The following is a 16,820-nucleotide window of genomic DNA, read 5'->3' as shown; positions in this document are numbered from 1 at the left end:
GATGAAAACACTATTTTTTAGTTTGGCTTTATTGTTTTTAGCAGTGTCCTGTCGTGAGTCAATTAAGCTTAACGAAGTACAATCGGTTTCCGCGATGAAAAATGTGATGTGGAAAGGCGAGCTTGGGGCTAAAATACAGCTAGACACTTTAAATAAAAACGGACTTTACGGTATTGGGCCTTTAGAAGGCTTGGCTGGAGAAATTACTATTGATGAGGGTCAAATTTATATTTCTACAATAGATGACAATAATCAAATACGCGTTGAAAAACAAGCTCATGTTGGGGCGCCATTTTTTGTTTACACCAATACTAAAAAATTTTTTGAGATTAAGTTACCAGAGTATGTAACCAACCTTAATCTTCTCAACAAATTTTTATCTAAAAATCATGTTAGAGACGACGCTTATGTGTTTAAGTTAAAAGGCGAAATTGAATCTGGTAAGATACACGTGCAAAATCTACCACCAAATACCAAAGTCTCTTCTCCAAAAGAAGCTCATCAAGGTCAGGTTGATTTTGAAATAGATAATAAAGCCGTAGAGATGATTGGGTTTTATTCCAATTCTGCTCATGGCGTTTATACCCATCACGATACAAATATCCACGTGCATCTTATCACAGAAGATAGGATAATTATGGGCCATTGCGACGCTGCAAGTTTTAACCCAAAAACTATTAAATTATACCTTCCTACTGGCTCTAAATCCTAATATTTGCTTTATTTTTGTGCTCCAAAATTATAATAATGCACAAAACAGCTTTATACCAAAAGCACGTTGATCTCGGGGCCAAAATGGTTCCTTTTGCAGGCTTTGAAATGCCAGTGAGTTATGAAGGCGTTAATGTTGAACACCAAAATGTTAGAAACCACTTAGGTGTTTTTGACGTGTCCCATATGGGGGAATTTTTTGTTGAAGGTTCTCAAGCCGAAGATTTATTACAATACGTGACCAGCAATGATGTGTCTAAACTCATTGATGGTAAGGCACAATACACCTGCTTACCTAACTTGAAAAACGGCATCGTAGATGATTTAATCATTTATCGTTTTCATAAAGAAAAATATCTTCTGGTCGTTAATGCGTCTAATATTGATAAAGATTGGAAGTGGATAAATTCGCATAATACGTTTGATGCTAAATTAAGTGATGTGAGTAGTCAATATAGTCTTCTAGCGGTTCAGGGGCCAAAAGCTATTGAAGCCATGCAAAGTTTGACTGATGTCGATTTGTCTGAAATTAAATTTTACCACTTTACAGAATCCCAATTTACTGACGCTGAGAATGTTATTATTTCAGCTACCGGTTACACTGGAAGTGGTGGGTTTGAATTGTACATTAAAAATGAATATGCCAAACAAGTTTGGGATAAAGTTTTGGAAGCCGGGAAAGATTTTGGTATAAAACCCATCGGTCTCGCGGCACGAGACACCTTGAGATTAGAAATGGGCTTTTGTCTCTACGGCAACGACATTGACGAAACCACGTCTCCGCTTGAAGCAAAATTAGGGTGGATAACTAAGTTTGATACAGACTTTATCAACAAAGATAATCTCTTGAAACAGAAAGAAGAAGGCGTTGAACGCAAGCTGATCGCTTTTGAAGTTTTAGACAAAGGGATTCCACGAAAAGATTATCCTATTCTTGATGAAGACAATAATCCCATAGGCTATGTTACATCAGGCACACAATCGCCAAGTCTACAGAAAGCTATTGGATTGGGCTATGTCAAAACTGGTTTTCATCAAGTAAATCAAGAGCTTTTTATTCAAATCAGAAAAAAACAAGTGCGTGCTAAAATTGTAAAATTGCCGTTTTACAAAAAATAAGTTTTCACTAATCATCAACCCAAAACCCTTATTTTGAGAATTTTTATCATTGGAGCAAGTGGGTTTTTGGGGCAAGCACTGTTTAAAGAGCTCAATCCCTATTTTGATGTCTTTGGAACTTATTTCACCTCTCAAAAAAGCTACAATTCTAATCGCAGATACTATCAATGGAATGTAGAAAGTGAGCCCCTTACGCCTATTCTCAATGATATCAAACCTGATATTGTCATCACAAGTTTCAAAGGCGCTTTTCCCGCTCAAGTAGAGGCTTATCAGGAACTTATCAGTTATGTAGTGAGACATCGTAAAAAACTCATGTTTATTTCAACTTCTAATGTTTTTGACGCTTTTACCAATTACCCATCTTACGAATACGATAAAACCCTTTCTGGAAGTATTTACGGTCGGTTTTTGATAAAAATTGAAAACGCCTTGTTGCGTTTACCAAATGCGTATTATAACATTTTGAGGTTACCCATGGTGTTTGGCAAAACCTCGCCAAGACTTCAAGAAATTTTAAAATTACATAAACTTAATGAAGCTATTGATGTCTTTCCAAAGGTCATCATCAATGCCACGACCGAGAAAAAGATTTGTCAACAAATGCATTACATCATCAATCAAAGTTTACAAGGGGTATTTCATTTGGGCTCTACAGATGTCATTCACCACAAAGACCTGATTGAGGACATTTGTGAAGTGAACGTTTTAGAAGATCCAATTTTTAGAAACAACTATCAATCTAATCTAGATCGTTATCTCGCACTTTTACCCAAACACAACAAACTACCGGATAATTATCAAATTTCTATTCAAGATGTTATCAAAAGTTCCAAAATATTGTAAGTTATATTTATAATATAGGACTATCTTATAAATTAAAATACTATGGAATTTAGAGGACTTAAAGCCGTTTTTGTTAATTGCACTCTCAAAAAATCACCCGAGGACAGTCACACTCGTGGATTAATGGACGTTTCTGCTGGTATTATGGAAAAAGAAGGTGTTGACGTCAAACACATTAGACTGGTTGACCATGATGTAGCTTTTGGCGTTCAACCTAACATGACAGAACACGGTGCTAATAAAGACGATTGGCCAGACTTGTTTAAAACCATTTTCGCTGCTGATATTTTAATTATTGGCACCCCAATTTGGCTTGGTGAACGCTCCTCAGTAGCTTCTTTACTGATAGAGCGACTGTATTCTATGAGTGGCCATCAAAATGATAAAGGTCAATATTTATATTACGGTAAAGCCGGAGGATGTATCATTACCGGAAATGAAGACGGTGTCAAACACTGTGCAATGAATACGCTTTATGCCTTACAGCATTTGGGTTATAGCATTCCACCACAAGCCGATGCCGGTTGGATTGGTGAAGTTGGTCCTGGACCAAGTCACCTTGATAAAGAAGCCAATGCTAAAAACAACGATTTCACCAATCGTAATACTACATTTATGAGTTACAACCTTATGCATCTGGCCAAAATGCTCAAAGAACAAGACGGCTATCCGGCTTATGGTAACTCTAGAAAAGATTGGGATAATGGTAAACGTTGGGGTTTTCAAAATCCTGAGTATCGGTAGATCTGCGAAATGTTCCTAAAAAAAAATTCAAAGCCCATCTTGATTTTTTAGGATGGGCTAATTTTTATGTGTAATTTTAATAAAAAATATTTCAGAAGATTCAAAATGAATAGGATTTTAATATTTATCATTTTTATTCTATCAAGCTTCACTTCTACTGCTCAAAATAAAATTGACATTAAGGGTAAAGTCAAAGCTAAAATCATCAATCAACAAAATAGCAATCTCTTAGTAGCCACATCAAAAGCTACATATGGTATAGACCCACAAACTCAACATTTGAAGTGGACAACTAAAAAACTCAAAAAGGTCATTTATAAATCTTATATGGAGTTAGGTGAATCGTCTTTGATTTTACTTGAAAAAAAGCCATTGATCAACTCCAAGTTTTTGTCAAAACTTTTCAATACTAAAGGTGCATCTTTTATTATCCTCGACACCGACACAGGTGAGATTTTTTTCGATTCGACTCGATTAAACTATAAATCTATCTTTAATCTAGAATATTTTCCAAAAGATAAATCAATTTTGTTTACGGGTATAAAACATAAATCTTTCTTTCTATATCATTTAAAGTTAACAGATAAAGCCAAAAATTGGGAAGTCAAACTTGCAGACAATAAATTTATAAAAGCTGCAAAACGACAACTTATTGGTAATGACAATTTAATACCAAATCAAAATGGTAATATTTTTTGGGTTTTAGATAATCAACTTCGTGTTTTTAATGCAAAAAATGGCCAGGTAACCTCTGAAATTAATAATGTTAAAGATATTGATTATGAACCAAATAGTGATATTTTAATTACATATAAAGAAAACATTAATGTCTCAAAAGCCAATAAAGAGACTTTAATTTCAGCTTACCTTAGTGGTGATATGAGTTTGCTTTGGGAACAACCTGTTAAGGTTTTTGGCAAAATCAAAAAATCTATCTTGGTAGATGGCAGATTGATTGTCATAACCCAAACGGGGTTTGATGTAATTTCTCTCAAAACAGGCCAAAAGCAATGGGAAAAAAGCGAAAGTTTACCTTTATTAGAAGATGTTATTCCAACTGTAAATAATCAATACTTTGTAATACAGGATCAATTTTTTTTTAAAATTGATAGCACAGGGCAAAAGGCTTGGAAAAACCCTATCAAAATATTTAAATCAGACGATAGAGGCTTGTATTTTATTAAGCAACAGCGCAAATACGTATTAAGTATCACCCCATCATTTATTCATAAAATTAATTCAAATACTGGTGAGTTGATTGGAGAATCCCCTAAAACACTTAACACCTCTTCTTTTGCCGAAAGAGGTTTAAAACTTTTTAATAATCGATATCATGTTTGGTTTGACAGCGTAGAAAATACCTTTTTGATTTTCTCTAATAGCCGTTTATACCGCACTAAAGTCGAAGAAAAATTACAACCTCAACTCATATTCACCTTTGAAGAAAAAAGTGTTCCACAATTTGAGCGACGCTCAAATGGATATTTTTTTCGTCAAAACAACCATTTTGTGTATTTAGATGAGGAAGGTCATAAAATATATGATACAACATCCTCAAAAATTGTAAAACCCTCATTAATTAATACCACGCAATCCTTGGGGAAACAAGGATATCGTATTTATAGTGCAACTTTAGGTTTTATTCCTAAACAAATTGATAATGCCTTCAAAAGTGTTTTAGTATCAACCAATGTTGGCGTCTTAAATCGTTCATCAGCATTCGTTTATGGAAATTATCATAATTATACCACGCTATATGATGACTTTACAAGTCTTCCACAAGTTGATGTTGGTTCATACTTAGAGGATGATTTTAAAACTTCAAAAAAAGGTAAAATCGATAAAAACACTTATGTTTTTGTAACATACGAAGAAGAAAAATTATATTTTAAATCCCTCAATAAAGAAACAGGACAAATTGTTAATTTAAAATCGACTCCCTTAAAATCAACCGATATCATGATTGATCAAGCTTTGAAAATAGCTTATGTATTTTTTAAAGATCATATAGAAATTTACGGGTTAAATTAAAATTTTGAACTTGTTAAAAATTTTTACGTATTTCCTTTAAAACAGTTTAAAAAATTTTAATTTTAAAAAAATTTTAGTTTTGAAACTCATCTTAAACATACTATTCACTGCTCTGACGACTCAATTCATTGTAGCGCAACAAAGTATATTAATAAACGATGTCGAAATATTTAATGGTAAAGACAAAAACACCTATAATGCCAATGTGCTAATTGTTGATAACATTATTCAAAAAATATCAAACAAACCTATAAGAACTGACAAAAGCGGTAAAACCAGAATAATCGATGGGCAAGGCAAATTTCTCATGCCCGGATTGATTGATGCGCATTACCATGCCATGTTTGCGAGTTTACACCAAATCGTTTTACTGACAGCAAACCTAGGTTTTGTAAATATTGTCGCTGAAAAGAACATTGAATATCTTATGATGAACGGCTACACGAGTATAAGAGATCTTGGTGGGCCTATTTTTGGACTAAAACAAGCCATAGACAAAGGCATTTCAAAAGATCCTCGAATATGGCCTAGCGGAGCATTTATTTCTCAAACCGGTGGCCATGGCGATTTTAGATTACCTAATGAAATTCCATCAGATCCAACGCGAGGTTTATCTTATGTAGAACGCATCAATGCTGCAGCTATAGCCGATAGTCATGATGCTGTAAGACTAAAAACAAGAGAGCAACTCATGCAAGGCGCCAGCCAAATAAAACTCATTGCAGGTGGTGGAGTTTCCTCAGCCTACGACCCGCTTGATGTTACCCAATATACCATTCCAGAAATTAAAGCTGCTGTTGATGCTGCAGAAAACTGGGGAACCTATGTGACAGTTCACGCTTACACACCAAGAGCTATCCAACAAGCCATAGAAGCTGGCGTAAAGTGTATTGATCACGGTCAACTGGTCGATGAAGAAACTGTTAAAATGATGGTCGATAATAATATTTTTTGGAGTTTACAACCCTTTACAGACGAAGGTAATAAAGCTGGATTATCTCCGGAAAGCCGAGCCAAACAGCTTGAAATGTATAGTGGAACCGATAATGCTTTTGCCTTAGCCAAAAAATACAATATTGAAATTGCCTATGGTACTGATGTGCTATTCAACAAAGAAAAAGCTGCTGAACCCAACAAGCAACTCATTAAAATGAAACGCTGGTTCAACAATTATGAAATTTTAAAAATGGCGACTTCAAATAATGCGGATTTATTAGCCATGTCTGGAAACAGAAGTCTTTACAAAGGTAAAATAGGTGTAATAGAAGAAGGTGCTTAGGCTGATATGCTTATCAATGATGGTAATCTTTAAGACACTTTAGAACTCTTAGAAAAATGCTGATCAAAATATATTGATGGTGATGAAAAACGGTAAAATCTATAAAAATCAACTATAAAATATTTTAAATTCAACAAACTAAAACCTCAGTATGATGAATAATTTAAGTCTTATTTTTCTTGCCCTACTATTTATTGGCGTGTCCTGCAAAAAAAAGTCAGACACTGCAGATCAAAAACAGAATACACCTGAAAATACCGAAACTCAAAAAAAGCTTCCTACCACAGACAACAGTCAAAATGCATTAGATTGGGATGGTACTTATCAAGGTGTTTTACCTTGTGCTGATTGTATGGGAATAGAAACCCAAATCACGCTAAACAACGATCTGACCTACACCAAAACTCAAAAATATTTAGGTAAAAGTGATTCTACTTTTTCATCCAAAGGTCAGTTTAAATGGAATGAAGCAGGGAGCAAAATATACCTTGATAAAAATGAAAAACAGGCTTATCAAGTTGGAGAAAACAAACTTTTTGCTCTAGACTTGGAAGGCAAAAAAATATCTGGAGATTTAGAAGACTTGTATATTTTAAACAAACTATCTGAGGATCTTCGATGGCTTGAAACTTACTGGTCTCTTACAGCAATAAATGGCCAAGCCATTGATCCCGCTAGCCTACAAAACGAAGCGCATTTGATATTTAGAGTCAATGATAGCCTCGTAGCTGGCTCAGGGGGTTGCAACAGATTAAGTGGTAGTTATACTTTAAAACCTAATCAAGGTATTGGGTTTTCACAAATGCGCAGTACGATGATGGCTTGTGAAAATATGAGTGTTGAACAAGAACTCAACAAAAGTCTCCAAAAGGTTACACAATATAAGCTTCAAGACAATAGCCTTAAATTTTTAAATCAAGACAGTCAAGTCATATTAGAATTTATTAAATAACTATAATTATGGTTTTAAACCACCGAAGTTTAACATTCATTTTCGGATTAATTACATTTTTTATAACGACTTCATCTTTATTTGCACAAACCGATTCCTTATATCTAAAAAATAATGATGTTATTGTCGGCGAACTTAAATCTTTAAATAAAAGTGTTGCAGTTTTTGAAACAGACTATAGCGATAGCGATTTTAAAATAGACTGGGATGAAGTACTCAAGGTCAAAACACAAACTGAATATCTTTTGACACTAAGTTCAGGTCGTAGGTTTTCCGGACATTTAGAGAGTAGTTCAGAAAATCAAGTGCACGTTATTGAAAATGATTCAATAATGGTTGAAACACCAATCGAAGACATTGTCTATTTGAGAAAAATTGACAGTGATTTTTGGAGTAAATTTGATGCTTCTTTGAGTGTGGGTTACAACTTTACAAAAGCTAATGACCTTTCTCAGTATAGCGTAAGAAGTTATTTTGGGTATAGGGAAAAACGCTGGCTAGCTTCCACACGCTATAATCAAATCATTTCTTCACAATCCGATACACCAGAGACCCAGAGGTTAGATGCCAATTTGATTTACAATCGGTTTTTAAGGAAAAATTGGTTTATCCTAGGTGAGGTAAATTGGCTATCCAACACTGCTCAAAATTTAGATTTACGTACAGTCAGCAAAGTCGGTTTAGGGAAATATATCATACAAACCAACAGTTCATACTGGGGTTTACAAGCAGGTGTTTCTTTTAATAACGAAAGTTTTAATACTGATATGGGTGGCGTTAGCAACAACAGTGCAGAAGGTTTCTTAGGCACCGAAGTCAATCTTTATGATATTGGTGACTTTAGTTTATTAAGCCGCGTGATGGTTTATCCCAGTTTAACAGAATCTGGTCGTTGGCGTACCGATTTTAATATGGACCTCAATTACGATTTACCTTTAGACTTTTTTATCAATCTAGGACTGAGTTTAAATTACGATAACCAGCCCGCTCAAGGCGGTGAAGAAACTGACTATGTTTTTCAGACTACTTTTGGTTGGAGCTTATAACCTCTTTTAAGGAAGACCAATTATATCTCCATTAATTTTACTCGTGGAAACGAAAAAAAGCGAACCCCAGTAAGGTTCGCTTTTCATTTGTGAATTTCAGAATCAAAACTAGCCTTTGACTTTGCCATACTTTAATTGCTGAGCCAGAAAGCCCATCATCGCTTCATACAAATCCATTCGGTTTTCCTCTTTCGCAAAACCATGACCTTCATCGTATTTCACCATATACGGTACATTTACACCTTTTGCTCGAAGCTGTCTAACAATTTGATCGCTTTCGTCTATATTAACCCGAGGATCGTTTGCTCCCTGAACCACAAATAATGGTTTTTTGATCTTATCCACATGGAATGCCGGCGAAACTTCATTCATAATGGCTTTTTCTTCTGGCACATCGGGGTCGTACCATACGGCTTTTAGAATATCTAAATAGGGCTTCCAGTAGGCCGGAATAGTTTCCATAAACGTAAACAGGTTAGAAACTCCTACGTAATCTACACCACAGGCATAAAGGTCCGGAGTTTTAGTCAAACCACGTAACACGGCATAGCCACCGTGGCTTCCACCGTAGATGGCTGCTCTGTCTTTGTCTACCCAGCCTTTGTCGATCACGTATTGTAAACCGTCTTCAACATCGTCCATAGCTTTACGACCAATTTCTTTAAAACCGGCTCTTAAAAATTCTTTTCCATAGCCACCGCTGACTCTAAAGTTGACTTGCAGCGTGGCGTAACCACGGCTGGCAAACAGTTGTGCTTCGGGATTAAAACCCCAAGAATCTCGAATCCCCTGCGGACCACCGTGTGGATTGACCACAACCGGTACCGGGCCATCAGCAGCTTCTTTAGGTAAGGTGATGTAACCGTGCAAATCTAAGCCGTCTCGACTTTTGAAGGAGATTGGGATCATATCGGCCATATCTTCTTCTTTTAATTGCGGCATAAGATCGTATAACAGCTTGATCTCATCATTTTTCACATCATAAGCATAATATCTGCCGTAAAGTTTATCACTGGTCACGTATATCAAATATTGGCTTTCATCATCCGTTTTATCTGAAAGGTAAAAATTGTAGTCGCCAAATTCTTTGGATAACTTCTTGTGCAGTTTCTTATAATACTTACTGACGGGAATGATCTTATTTTTTTCACCATTATAACTGAAATAATCGAGCTCCCAGTTACGGTGTCTGGAAATTGAAGCTCCACCCGCATCGTACTGATCGTTGGAAAACAGCTCCTCAATAATTTCTTTTTTAGCCAGGTCGTATTTATAGATCTTAGCTTTATCGGACTCCAGATTAGAGATCACGTAGGCATCATGCGGATTGTCTGATGCATAATCAAAGCTGATGATGCCAAAACTTTCATACCATTTGGTCGTCTGCATTAGTTGGTAGTCTCCGGGTTCAACTGCATAATAAAATTGGGTATTCACACCGTCCTTTAAACGCATAAATCCTCTTAGATTTCCGTCTTTATCAAATTCGTAACCCATAATTGGATTCTCCAGATCTTTGTTCTCGTACAATTGTTCCAGTTCACCGGTTTTGATGTTGATCTTATACGGATCAAATACTTGAGGATTGTTCTTATTCATAGAGATAACCATATGGTCTTTATCGTCTTTAAGCATGGCAAGTATCTCTACTTTCACGCCTTCGTAAGGCGTTAATTCTTTCTGGTTGCTACCATCAACGTCTACGGCAAACATATGGTAATCCTCGTTTCCACCTTTATCCATCACGTAAATCAAACGGTTTTCATTGGCCCAGCCGTAACCCCTTACGAGCTCTTCACCTTCGGTGATAACCCTTTTGACAGCGTTGGTTTTGGTATTCTTCACATAGACGTGATTTTTAAGATTTTCGTCTTTTTCACGATAGCTCATGTAAGTTCCGTCGGGAGATAACTGAAAGCTGGAAGATGCTGGTTTAGCAAAATAATCTTTGACCGAATATTTGTAATTACCGGTATCTTGCTCTGCCAGAGCTTTCAAATCTTCTTCTGAGCTGGGTAAACTCACATCGCCCGGTTTTTCTAATTCGCCTTTAGTGAGTGTTAGCGGAAACTCCATTCCGGCTTGCTTAAGGGTCCCGTTCATCGCGTCACCATCAACTTTAGCCTCGTAAGTAAGCTGGCCACCCATAGCTGACAGGGTGATGGTATTGTCATTAAATGACACTTCGTCTAATGGAATTCCTGTAGCGCCCTGAGCGGGGCTGTCCATCGTAGCGGTGAGGTTGTCATCTTCACCAGAAAAATGAAAAATAAGTGGTAATTCTTGTCCCATGGCGTTGAGCTTACCGCTCCAATCACCATTTATCGTTTGTCCCATAGTTACATTTAAAAACAGCAAAAATAAGACAACCCACGTGGTTTTGTAGTATTGCATAGTTATAAGTTGTTGATTATATAGTATTAGTAAGATTTTTGGAAAATTGTTACAGTCTCTGCTTTAAATTCTTAAAGTATTTAGAAAGTGATAATGTATTATGAGCTTAAGCGTTAGAAACTATTCAATAGATATAATCAATTTTATTTAATTAAAGTAAAACCCATTTGGCCCTAAGCCGACATCGGTTTCAAACACCAAATTGCCATCCAAATCGTAAATTTCCACAAAACCATTAGAGGCAAAGTCGGTGGCATCGGCAAGATAGATCAAACTTTCATTGACCTCAAACCCGTACATAGTTCCAAACTCAGAGTCGGAATCATAAGAAATGAAAGGATCGCTACTTAATACCGTTTCTGATAAAGGGGTTTGATAAACCGAATTGGCAAATGTATAATAAAGTACACCATTTGAAATCCTCAAATTTTTTGCCCCAGATATTTCTGAAGGAAGGCTTTTGGTGGTGATTAGCTCTTGCGAAACGAGATCAATCGCATCTATTCCTGTTGCATGAAGGGCATAGAGCGTATTGGCATTGATTGAAATGCTTTGCAACGCCTCACCGGTGTCAAGTTCTGCTTCAATAGTATTGGTGCTGGGATCAATCACAGAAATGCCACTTCCAAACCCAAAAGCTGAGTTTTGTACATAGAGTTTAGTCCCATCAGATATGATGTGTTCGACAACCACATCAAAAGCGATGATGGTTTCAGTTTCTAAGGTATCAAGATCTATGACTGATACAAAATCGTCTGCGTTGGTCGTAAACGAAGCTTGATTGGTTACATAAGCCTTACCGTCTACCACAGTTCCGTAACGGGGTACGTCCAAATTTGCAGTGATCTCCCCTACTTTTTCAAAAGTAAATCGCTTGACGATGGTGATGAGGTTAGACCCATTGCTGATGATGTAAGCTCGGTTATTGTCGTCAAAAAATATGCTTTGTACAAATTGCCCCAAATCTTCACCGGAATTGACGCTATTGTAGATCTGTTGGTCTACGCGACTGTAATCGTTAGAAATGAATGTGACACTTCCTATTCCGCCTTCATTAAGGACGAGTGTGCCGGAGTCAAACTCCCCTTTTGGTGCCGGCATGTTCACATCATCATCATTGCTGCACGCTGTAAGGATTAATAAAGCAAATAACAGGTAAATTCTAAAAAAAGTTTTCATCTTGTATGGTTTTAAAACGAGGTTAATAGTTGAATGGTCAATGCACGTCCCGGCATGGGTCTGTTGTCTACAGCTTCGTAGGCCAGGTCAAAAATATTTTGTGCCCTCAGGCTGAGTCTAGAATTTAACAGTATTGGAAATCGCTTTCCGATTTGCAGGTCCAGCAGGGCATAATCCTCAACAATTCGGTTGGGATTGTTGTCGGTTTGGGTAAAGACTTCGCCGTTATACAGCCAGGATAAGCCAAAATCCCATTGGTTGATGTTGTAGATCAGTTTGGCATTCGCCGTGTGAAAAGGCACGTAAATGAGTTGATTGTCGGTAGATTGATCTTCTGATACCGTATAGCCATAATTGGCCTGAAACCGGGCTGATTGATCGTCTGATATTTGATAATCATAACGCAATGAGGGTTCAAGGCCGTAGGTTACAACTTCGTCGGTATTTTGGGGTCGCCAAATTCCGAATTCGTCGGGAAGCCAACGGATCATGTCGTTAATATCATTGTAAAACCCGGTGAGCGATAAGTGAAGCCCCTTAGCCTCAAAATTTACACCGGCTTCGGTTTGAATAGCAGTTTCGGGCACCAGATCGGGGTTCCCGCCATTAACCCAAAACATGTCGTTGAAGGTTGGCAGACGGTAATTTCTGGAGGCATGTACACGTAAACTCCATCGATCTGTTAAATGGTATTGACTCCCAAAGCTGAACAAAAATGGGTTTTCAAAATCATCATTTACATCCTGGCGGAGTGTAAATTCGTAATTCCACTGCTCGGTTAGTTGTTGCTGAAACACCAGCGAAATTCCCGCCACATCACGTTCAGCACTATCGAGTTGATTACCTTTACCCTGAGCATTTTGATAATTAAGGATGGTTTTCAATTTGATGTCATCCAGACTGTAAAGCAATTCGTATTGCATAACCTGAGTGGCGACTTCTGAAGTTGAAGAGGTATTTCGTAAAAGGTTATCAAAAAAGGTGAATTGCTCGGTCAGGTAAGCCAATTTTAATTTCGATTGAATATGTTTTGATGAACTCTGCCACTCGATCATGTTTCGGGTATCGATATTATCGTAGCGAGTCCGTGGTTCGGTGGGTCTGATCAATGAAAAATGACGCTTGCCAAAGGTGAAGTTGCTGAAATAGCTCAGTATGTTGTCATCAGACAGGTCATATCTAATTACAGCATCAAGGCTGTTCATTTCAAATTGTCCGTTTTGATTTTGTCGGTCTTGTTCAGGAATCTCATAATCGTTATCCGATTGTCGACTGACCAGGGCCAATTTAAACTTCAAATCCTTCCATTGGTTTTGATAAGCATATTGGGTTTCAAACGTATTAAAGCTGCCGTAAGCGGTTTGGAATTGATGTTGTTCTTCAACATGCTTGCTAAGATTTTGATTGAGGTGAATACTTCCGCCGATAGCGCCGGTGCCGTAAATGTTGCTGCCGCCCCCAAATTTGACATCGATACTGGATAAGTTGGCCGTGAGCAATGTGTTGAAGTCGGTTTGCCCGGTCAGTGCGGAATTGATATTGATGCCGTTCCACAACACGGCAGTTTGAGCAGCTGTAGTTCCACGGAAGGCCGCTGAAGATACCATACCGTACCCGTTTTGCCTAAAATAAATTGGGGTCTGACGTTGCAAGAGGTCGGTCAGTGCAAAATTGTGCCGGGCAATGGCCTTTTCTGAAATGTGGTGTTGTTTCTGACCAGTGTTGAACAGCTTGAGGTTAGCATCAGACAGGTATACCGTATCCAGCATCTGGATCGGTTCAGTCTGTGCCCCGGCATTTACACATAGGCACAGCAATAGCATTAAAACAATGGTATACTTCATACACATTCTCAATCTTTATCCCGAAGATTGTCGAATTGATTAAAGCATGAGGCAGGTCTCCTGGCTGGCGTCTTCTTAAAAACCTTCCCGTGTCGTTGTCTCCGAAACAGTGGCATGAAGTTGGTTAAGAAGCTTCCACATCAAATTGGAATAAGCTTACAGTTGCGGGAACAGCTGTCGATTTTAACGACATTCCCTTTTAATCTACGAGCCTAAAATGGTCTCGTAAAACCAAATGCACTGCAAAGGTAGGGATTTTGTTTGGATTTGTTGTTGGTTGTTGGTTGTTAGTGAGCAGTTAGCTGTGATGAGTGAATTGTGAAGAGCGAAGAATCAGGAGTTGTTGGTGGTTTTGAAGAACTCGTCTGTAGGCAACCAAGGCTAATAACTTTATGCTATGCCGGTCAAAAGACTAATTACAATATAAAATAGTACCCTTGCAGGTTAACCCCAAAAGAATTCCAGAGAAATTGCAGAATGCCCCTAAGGTTCCCAAAAAGATTTATATTTTTAGGGATTAAAACACTATCTATGTCTGAAGACCACAAAAAACAATACGACCCCCAAATCTGGAATATCGCCAACGAACTCCATAACAAAATGGGCCACAACAAATCTAGAAAAAAACTATGAGCAAAAAAGAAACATGGAGAACCAGAAAATACTGGTCTGAAGTAGGTGGTATGCTAATTGAAGAATTTATAGCAGTAAAGGGTTCCAAAGCTTCAGGAAAAAGACTAATTGACGGTCTGATTATATTAGGTGAAGAACATAAAATTTATGAAGGTAAGACATATGATATTGAGGGTAAAGATGTTATTATTGTTCAGACAAAAGCATACCGTATTGGGATGTATCTTCTCGGTCAAGCTTACTTTAGCCAATATTTGATCAAAAATCATAAACCTAAATCTATTAAAAGTGTAGCTATATGTAGTAAAAACGATGAAGTTATTTCACAAATCGCAAATACTCACAATGTAGAAATAGTCGTCATTAGTGACAATGACTATGACCAAAAACATGATGTTGAAAAATATAAAGTGGATTAGTTGCCAGATTTTTCGCTAAGTAGTAATTTTAAAGCACTAATCAAATCGACCCCATGTCTGAAGACCACAAAAAACAGCTCGAAACCCATCTTTGGAATATTGCCAACGAACTGCGTGGCAAAATGGACGCCGATGAATTTAGAGACTATATTCTCGGCTTTATTTTTTTTAAATACCTGTCAGAAAAGTTGCACCTGTATGCAGACGAGATCCTAAAGCACGATAACATTAGCTTTACTGACCTCGATGCCGACAATGCTAAACATGTTGAACTTCTCGAAGCCGTAAAAGAAGAAAGCATTAGCAAATTGGGCTATTTTTTGTATCCTAACGAGTTGTTTTCACAAATTGCGAAACGTGGCAACAGCCAATCGGTAGACTCAAGCAATTTTATCATAGAAGATTTGACCGCTATCCTCAACAACATCGAGAAAAGTACCATGGGTACCGAAGCCGAAGATGATTTTGGAAACTTATTTGAAGATTTGAATTTAAACTCGACCAAACTCGGTAAGTCGGTTGATGCACGAAACACCTTGATCGCTAAAGTCCTCGCCCATTTGGATAAAATTGACTTTAACCTTCAGAATTCTGAAAGCGACGTGTTAGGTGATGCTTACGAATACCTGATTGCGCAATTTGCCAGTGGCGCAGGGAAGAAGGCAGGTGAATTTTATACGCCTCAACAAGTCTCTAAAGTCTTAGCCAAATTGGTGACCCTGGATAAAACCAAAATTAAATCGGTCTACGACCCAACTTGCGGGAGTAGCTCCTTATTGCTGCGTGTTTCCAAAGAAGCCAATGTGGCCTATTTCTACGGACAGGAACTCAACCGAACCACTTACAACCTGGCACGGATGAACATGATCCTGCACGATGTGCATTACAAGCGTTTTGACATCCGCCAGGAGAATACTTTGGAAAAGCCACAACACTTTGACCAAACATTTGAAGCGATAGTTGCCAATCCGCCATTTTCGGCAAAATGGTCGGCTAACGATCTATTTTTAGGGGATGAACGCTTTAGCCATTACGGCAAACTGGCACCAAAATCTAAAGCCGATTATGCCTTTGTACAACACATGCTGTACCATTTGGACGACCAAGGCACAATGGCAGTGGTCTTACCTCATGGCGCCTTGTTTAGAGGTGGCGCCGAAGGACATATTCGTGAGTTTATCATTAAAGAGAAAAATTATCTGGATGCGGTGATCGGCTTACCGGCTAACATCTTTTACGGCACGAGTATCCCGACCTGTATCCTGGTGTATAAAAAATGCCGTGTACACGATAAGGACATCTTATTTATCGATGCCTCGGAACACTACGAAAAAATAAAAACCCAGAATTATTTGACCGAAGAACACGTCCTAAAGATCATTGACACCTATCGAGAACGACAAGACGTCGATAAATACGCCTATGTGGCATCGCTGGACGAAGTGGCAGAAAACGACTATAACCTGAATATTCCAAGATATGTCGATACCTTTGAAGAAGAGGAACCTGTGAACTTGGATCAGGTAAGCGAAGATCTAAAAAATCTTGAAACGGACATAGCAGAAACCGATAAAGCGATTTCCGGCTATTGCCAGGAGTTGAATATTAAAACGCCGTTTTAAG

Annotated in this window: 13 protein-coding genes and 1 riboswitch; of the genes, 10 read left to right on the top strand and 3 right to left on the bottom strand. The window is 37.7% G+C overall.

The genetic code is table 11. The features are described from left to right. The first annotated feature begins 1 nt into the window (after position 1). The 8 genes from FCN74_RS05550 (at position 2) to FCN74_RS05515 (ending at position 8,728) form a co-directional block, all read left to right on the top strand. Positions 2-712 (top strand): acetolactate decarboxylase, encoded by a 711-nt coding sequence (locus FCN74_RS05550; protein WP_138931604.1) that lies wholly within the window; start codon positions 2-4, stop codon positions 710-712. 35 nt (positions 713-747) lie between these two features. Then, positions 748-1,830, top strand: a complete 1,083-nt coding sequence (gene gcvT / locus FCN74_RS05545) for a glycine cleavage system aminomethyltransferase GcvT (RefSeq protein WP_138931603.1) — start codon at positions 748-750, stop codon at positions 1,828-1,830. Positions 1,831-1,863: 33 nt separating this feature from the next. Further along, complete coding sequence (locus tag FCN74_RS05540) at positions 1,864-2,676, top strand: sugar nucleotide-binding protein (RefSeq protein ID WP_317128766.1); 813 nt, start codon at positions 1,864-1,866, stop codon at positions 2,674-2,676. 42 nt (positions 2,677-2,718) lie between these two features. Continuing rightward, positions 2,719-3,420 (top strand): flavodoxin family protein, encoded by a 702-nt coding sequence (locus FCN74_RS05535; RefSeq protein WP_138931601.1) that lies wholly within the window; start codon positions 2,719-2,721, stop codon positions 3,418-3,420. A gap of 105 nt (positions 3,421-3,525) precedes the next feature. Further along, positions 3,526-5,451 (top strand): PQQ-binding-like beta-propeller repeat protein, encoded by a 1,926-nt coding sequence (locus FCN74_RS05530; RefSeq protein WP_171047120.1) that lies wholly within the window; start codon positions 3,526-3,528, stop codon positions 5,449-5,451. A gap of 79 nt (positions 5,452-5,530) precedes the next feature. After that, positions 5,531-6,730, top strand: coding sequence for a metal-dependent hydrolase family protein (locus tag FCN74_RS05525; protein ID WP_212751759.1), 1,200 nt, complete (start codon positions 5,531-5,533; stop codon positions 6,728-6,730). 151 nt (positions 6,731-6,881) lie between these two features. After that, positions 6,882-7,682 carry a copper resistance protein NlpE N-terminal domain-containing protein gene (locus FCN74_RS05520; RefSeq protein ID WP_138931599.1) on the top strand — a complete coding sequence of 267 codons (801 nt, stop codon included), beginning with the start codon at positions 6,882-6,884 and terminating at the stop codon, positions 7,680-7,682. A gap of 8 nt (positions 7,683-7,690) precedes the next feature. Next, on the top strand, positions 7,691-8,728 hold the full coding sequence (locus FCN74_RS05515; protein WP_138931598.1) for a DUF481 domain-containing protein: 1,038 nt from the start codon (positions 7,691-7,693) through the stop codon (positions 8,726-8,728). A 108-nt stretch (positions 8,729-8,836) separates the two neighbouring features. Here FCN74_RS05515 and FCN74_RS05510 read toward each other — a convergent pair whose 3' ends face one another. The 3 genes from FCN74_RS05510 to FCN74_RS05500 all read right to left on the bottom strand — a co-directional run bounded on the left by FCN74_RS05510 (position 8,837) and on the right by FCN74_RS05500 (position 14,070). Then, the gene (locus FCN74_RS05510) at positions 8,837-11,065 is read right to left on the bottom strand and encodes a S9 family peptidase (protein ID WP_246062568.1); all 2,229 of its coding nucleotides are present in this window, start codon (positions 11,063-11,065) and stop codon (positions 8,837-8,839) included. A 204-nt stretch (positions 11,066-11,269) separates the two neighbouring features. Next, positions 11,270-12,301 carry a YncE family protein gene (locus FCN74_RS05505; protein WP_138931596.1) on the bottom strand — a complete coding sequence of 344 codons (1,032 nt, stop codon included), beginning with the start codon at positions 12,299-12,301 and terminating at the stop codon, positions 11,270-11,272. 11 nt (positions 12,302-12,312) lie between these two features. Next, on the bottom strand, positions 12,313-14,070 hold the full coding sequence (locus tag FCN74_RS05500; protein WP_171047119.1) for a TonB-dependent receptor plug domain-containing protein: 1,758 nt from the start codon (positions 14,068-14,070) through the stop codon (positions 12,313-12,315). Between the two features lie 108 nt (positions 14,071-14,178). Further along, positions 14,179-14,396: riboswitch (cobalamin riboswitch) on the bottom strand. 378 nt (positions 14,397-14,774) lie between these two features. On the opposite strand from FCN74_RS05500, the gene FCN74_RS05495 reads away from it, so the two are divergent. Then, positions 14,775-15,197, top strand: a complete 423-nt coding sequence (locus tag FCN74_RS05495) for a hypothetical protein (protein ID WP_138931594.1) — start codon at positions 14,775-14,777, stop codon at positions 15,195-15,197. A gap of 53 nt (positions 15,198-15,250) precedes the next feature. Further along, complete coding sequence (locus FCN74_RS05490; protein WP_138931593.1) at positions 15,251-16,819, top strand: type I restriction-modification system subunit M; 1,569 nt, start codon at positions 15,251-15,253, stop codon at positions 16,817-16,819. The last annotated feature ends 1 nt before the right edge of the window (position 16,820 follow it).

It is taken from the genome of Mesohalobacter halotolerans, assembly GCF_006120725.1.
Classification (GTDB): Bacteria; Bacteroidota; Bacteroidia; order Flavobacteriales; family Flavobacteriaceae; genus Psychroflexus; species Psychroflexus halotolerans.
The sequence above is the reverse complement of the archived record's forward strand: the minus strand, read 5'-3'. Positions and strand labels throughout refer to the sequence as shown.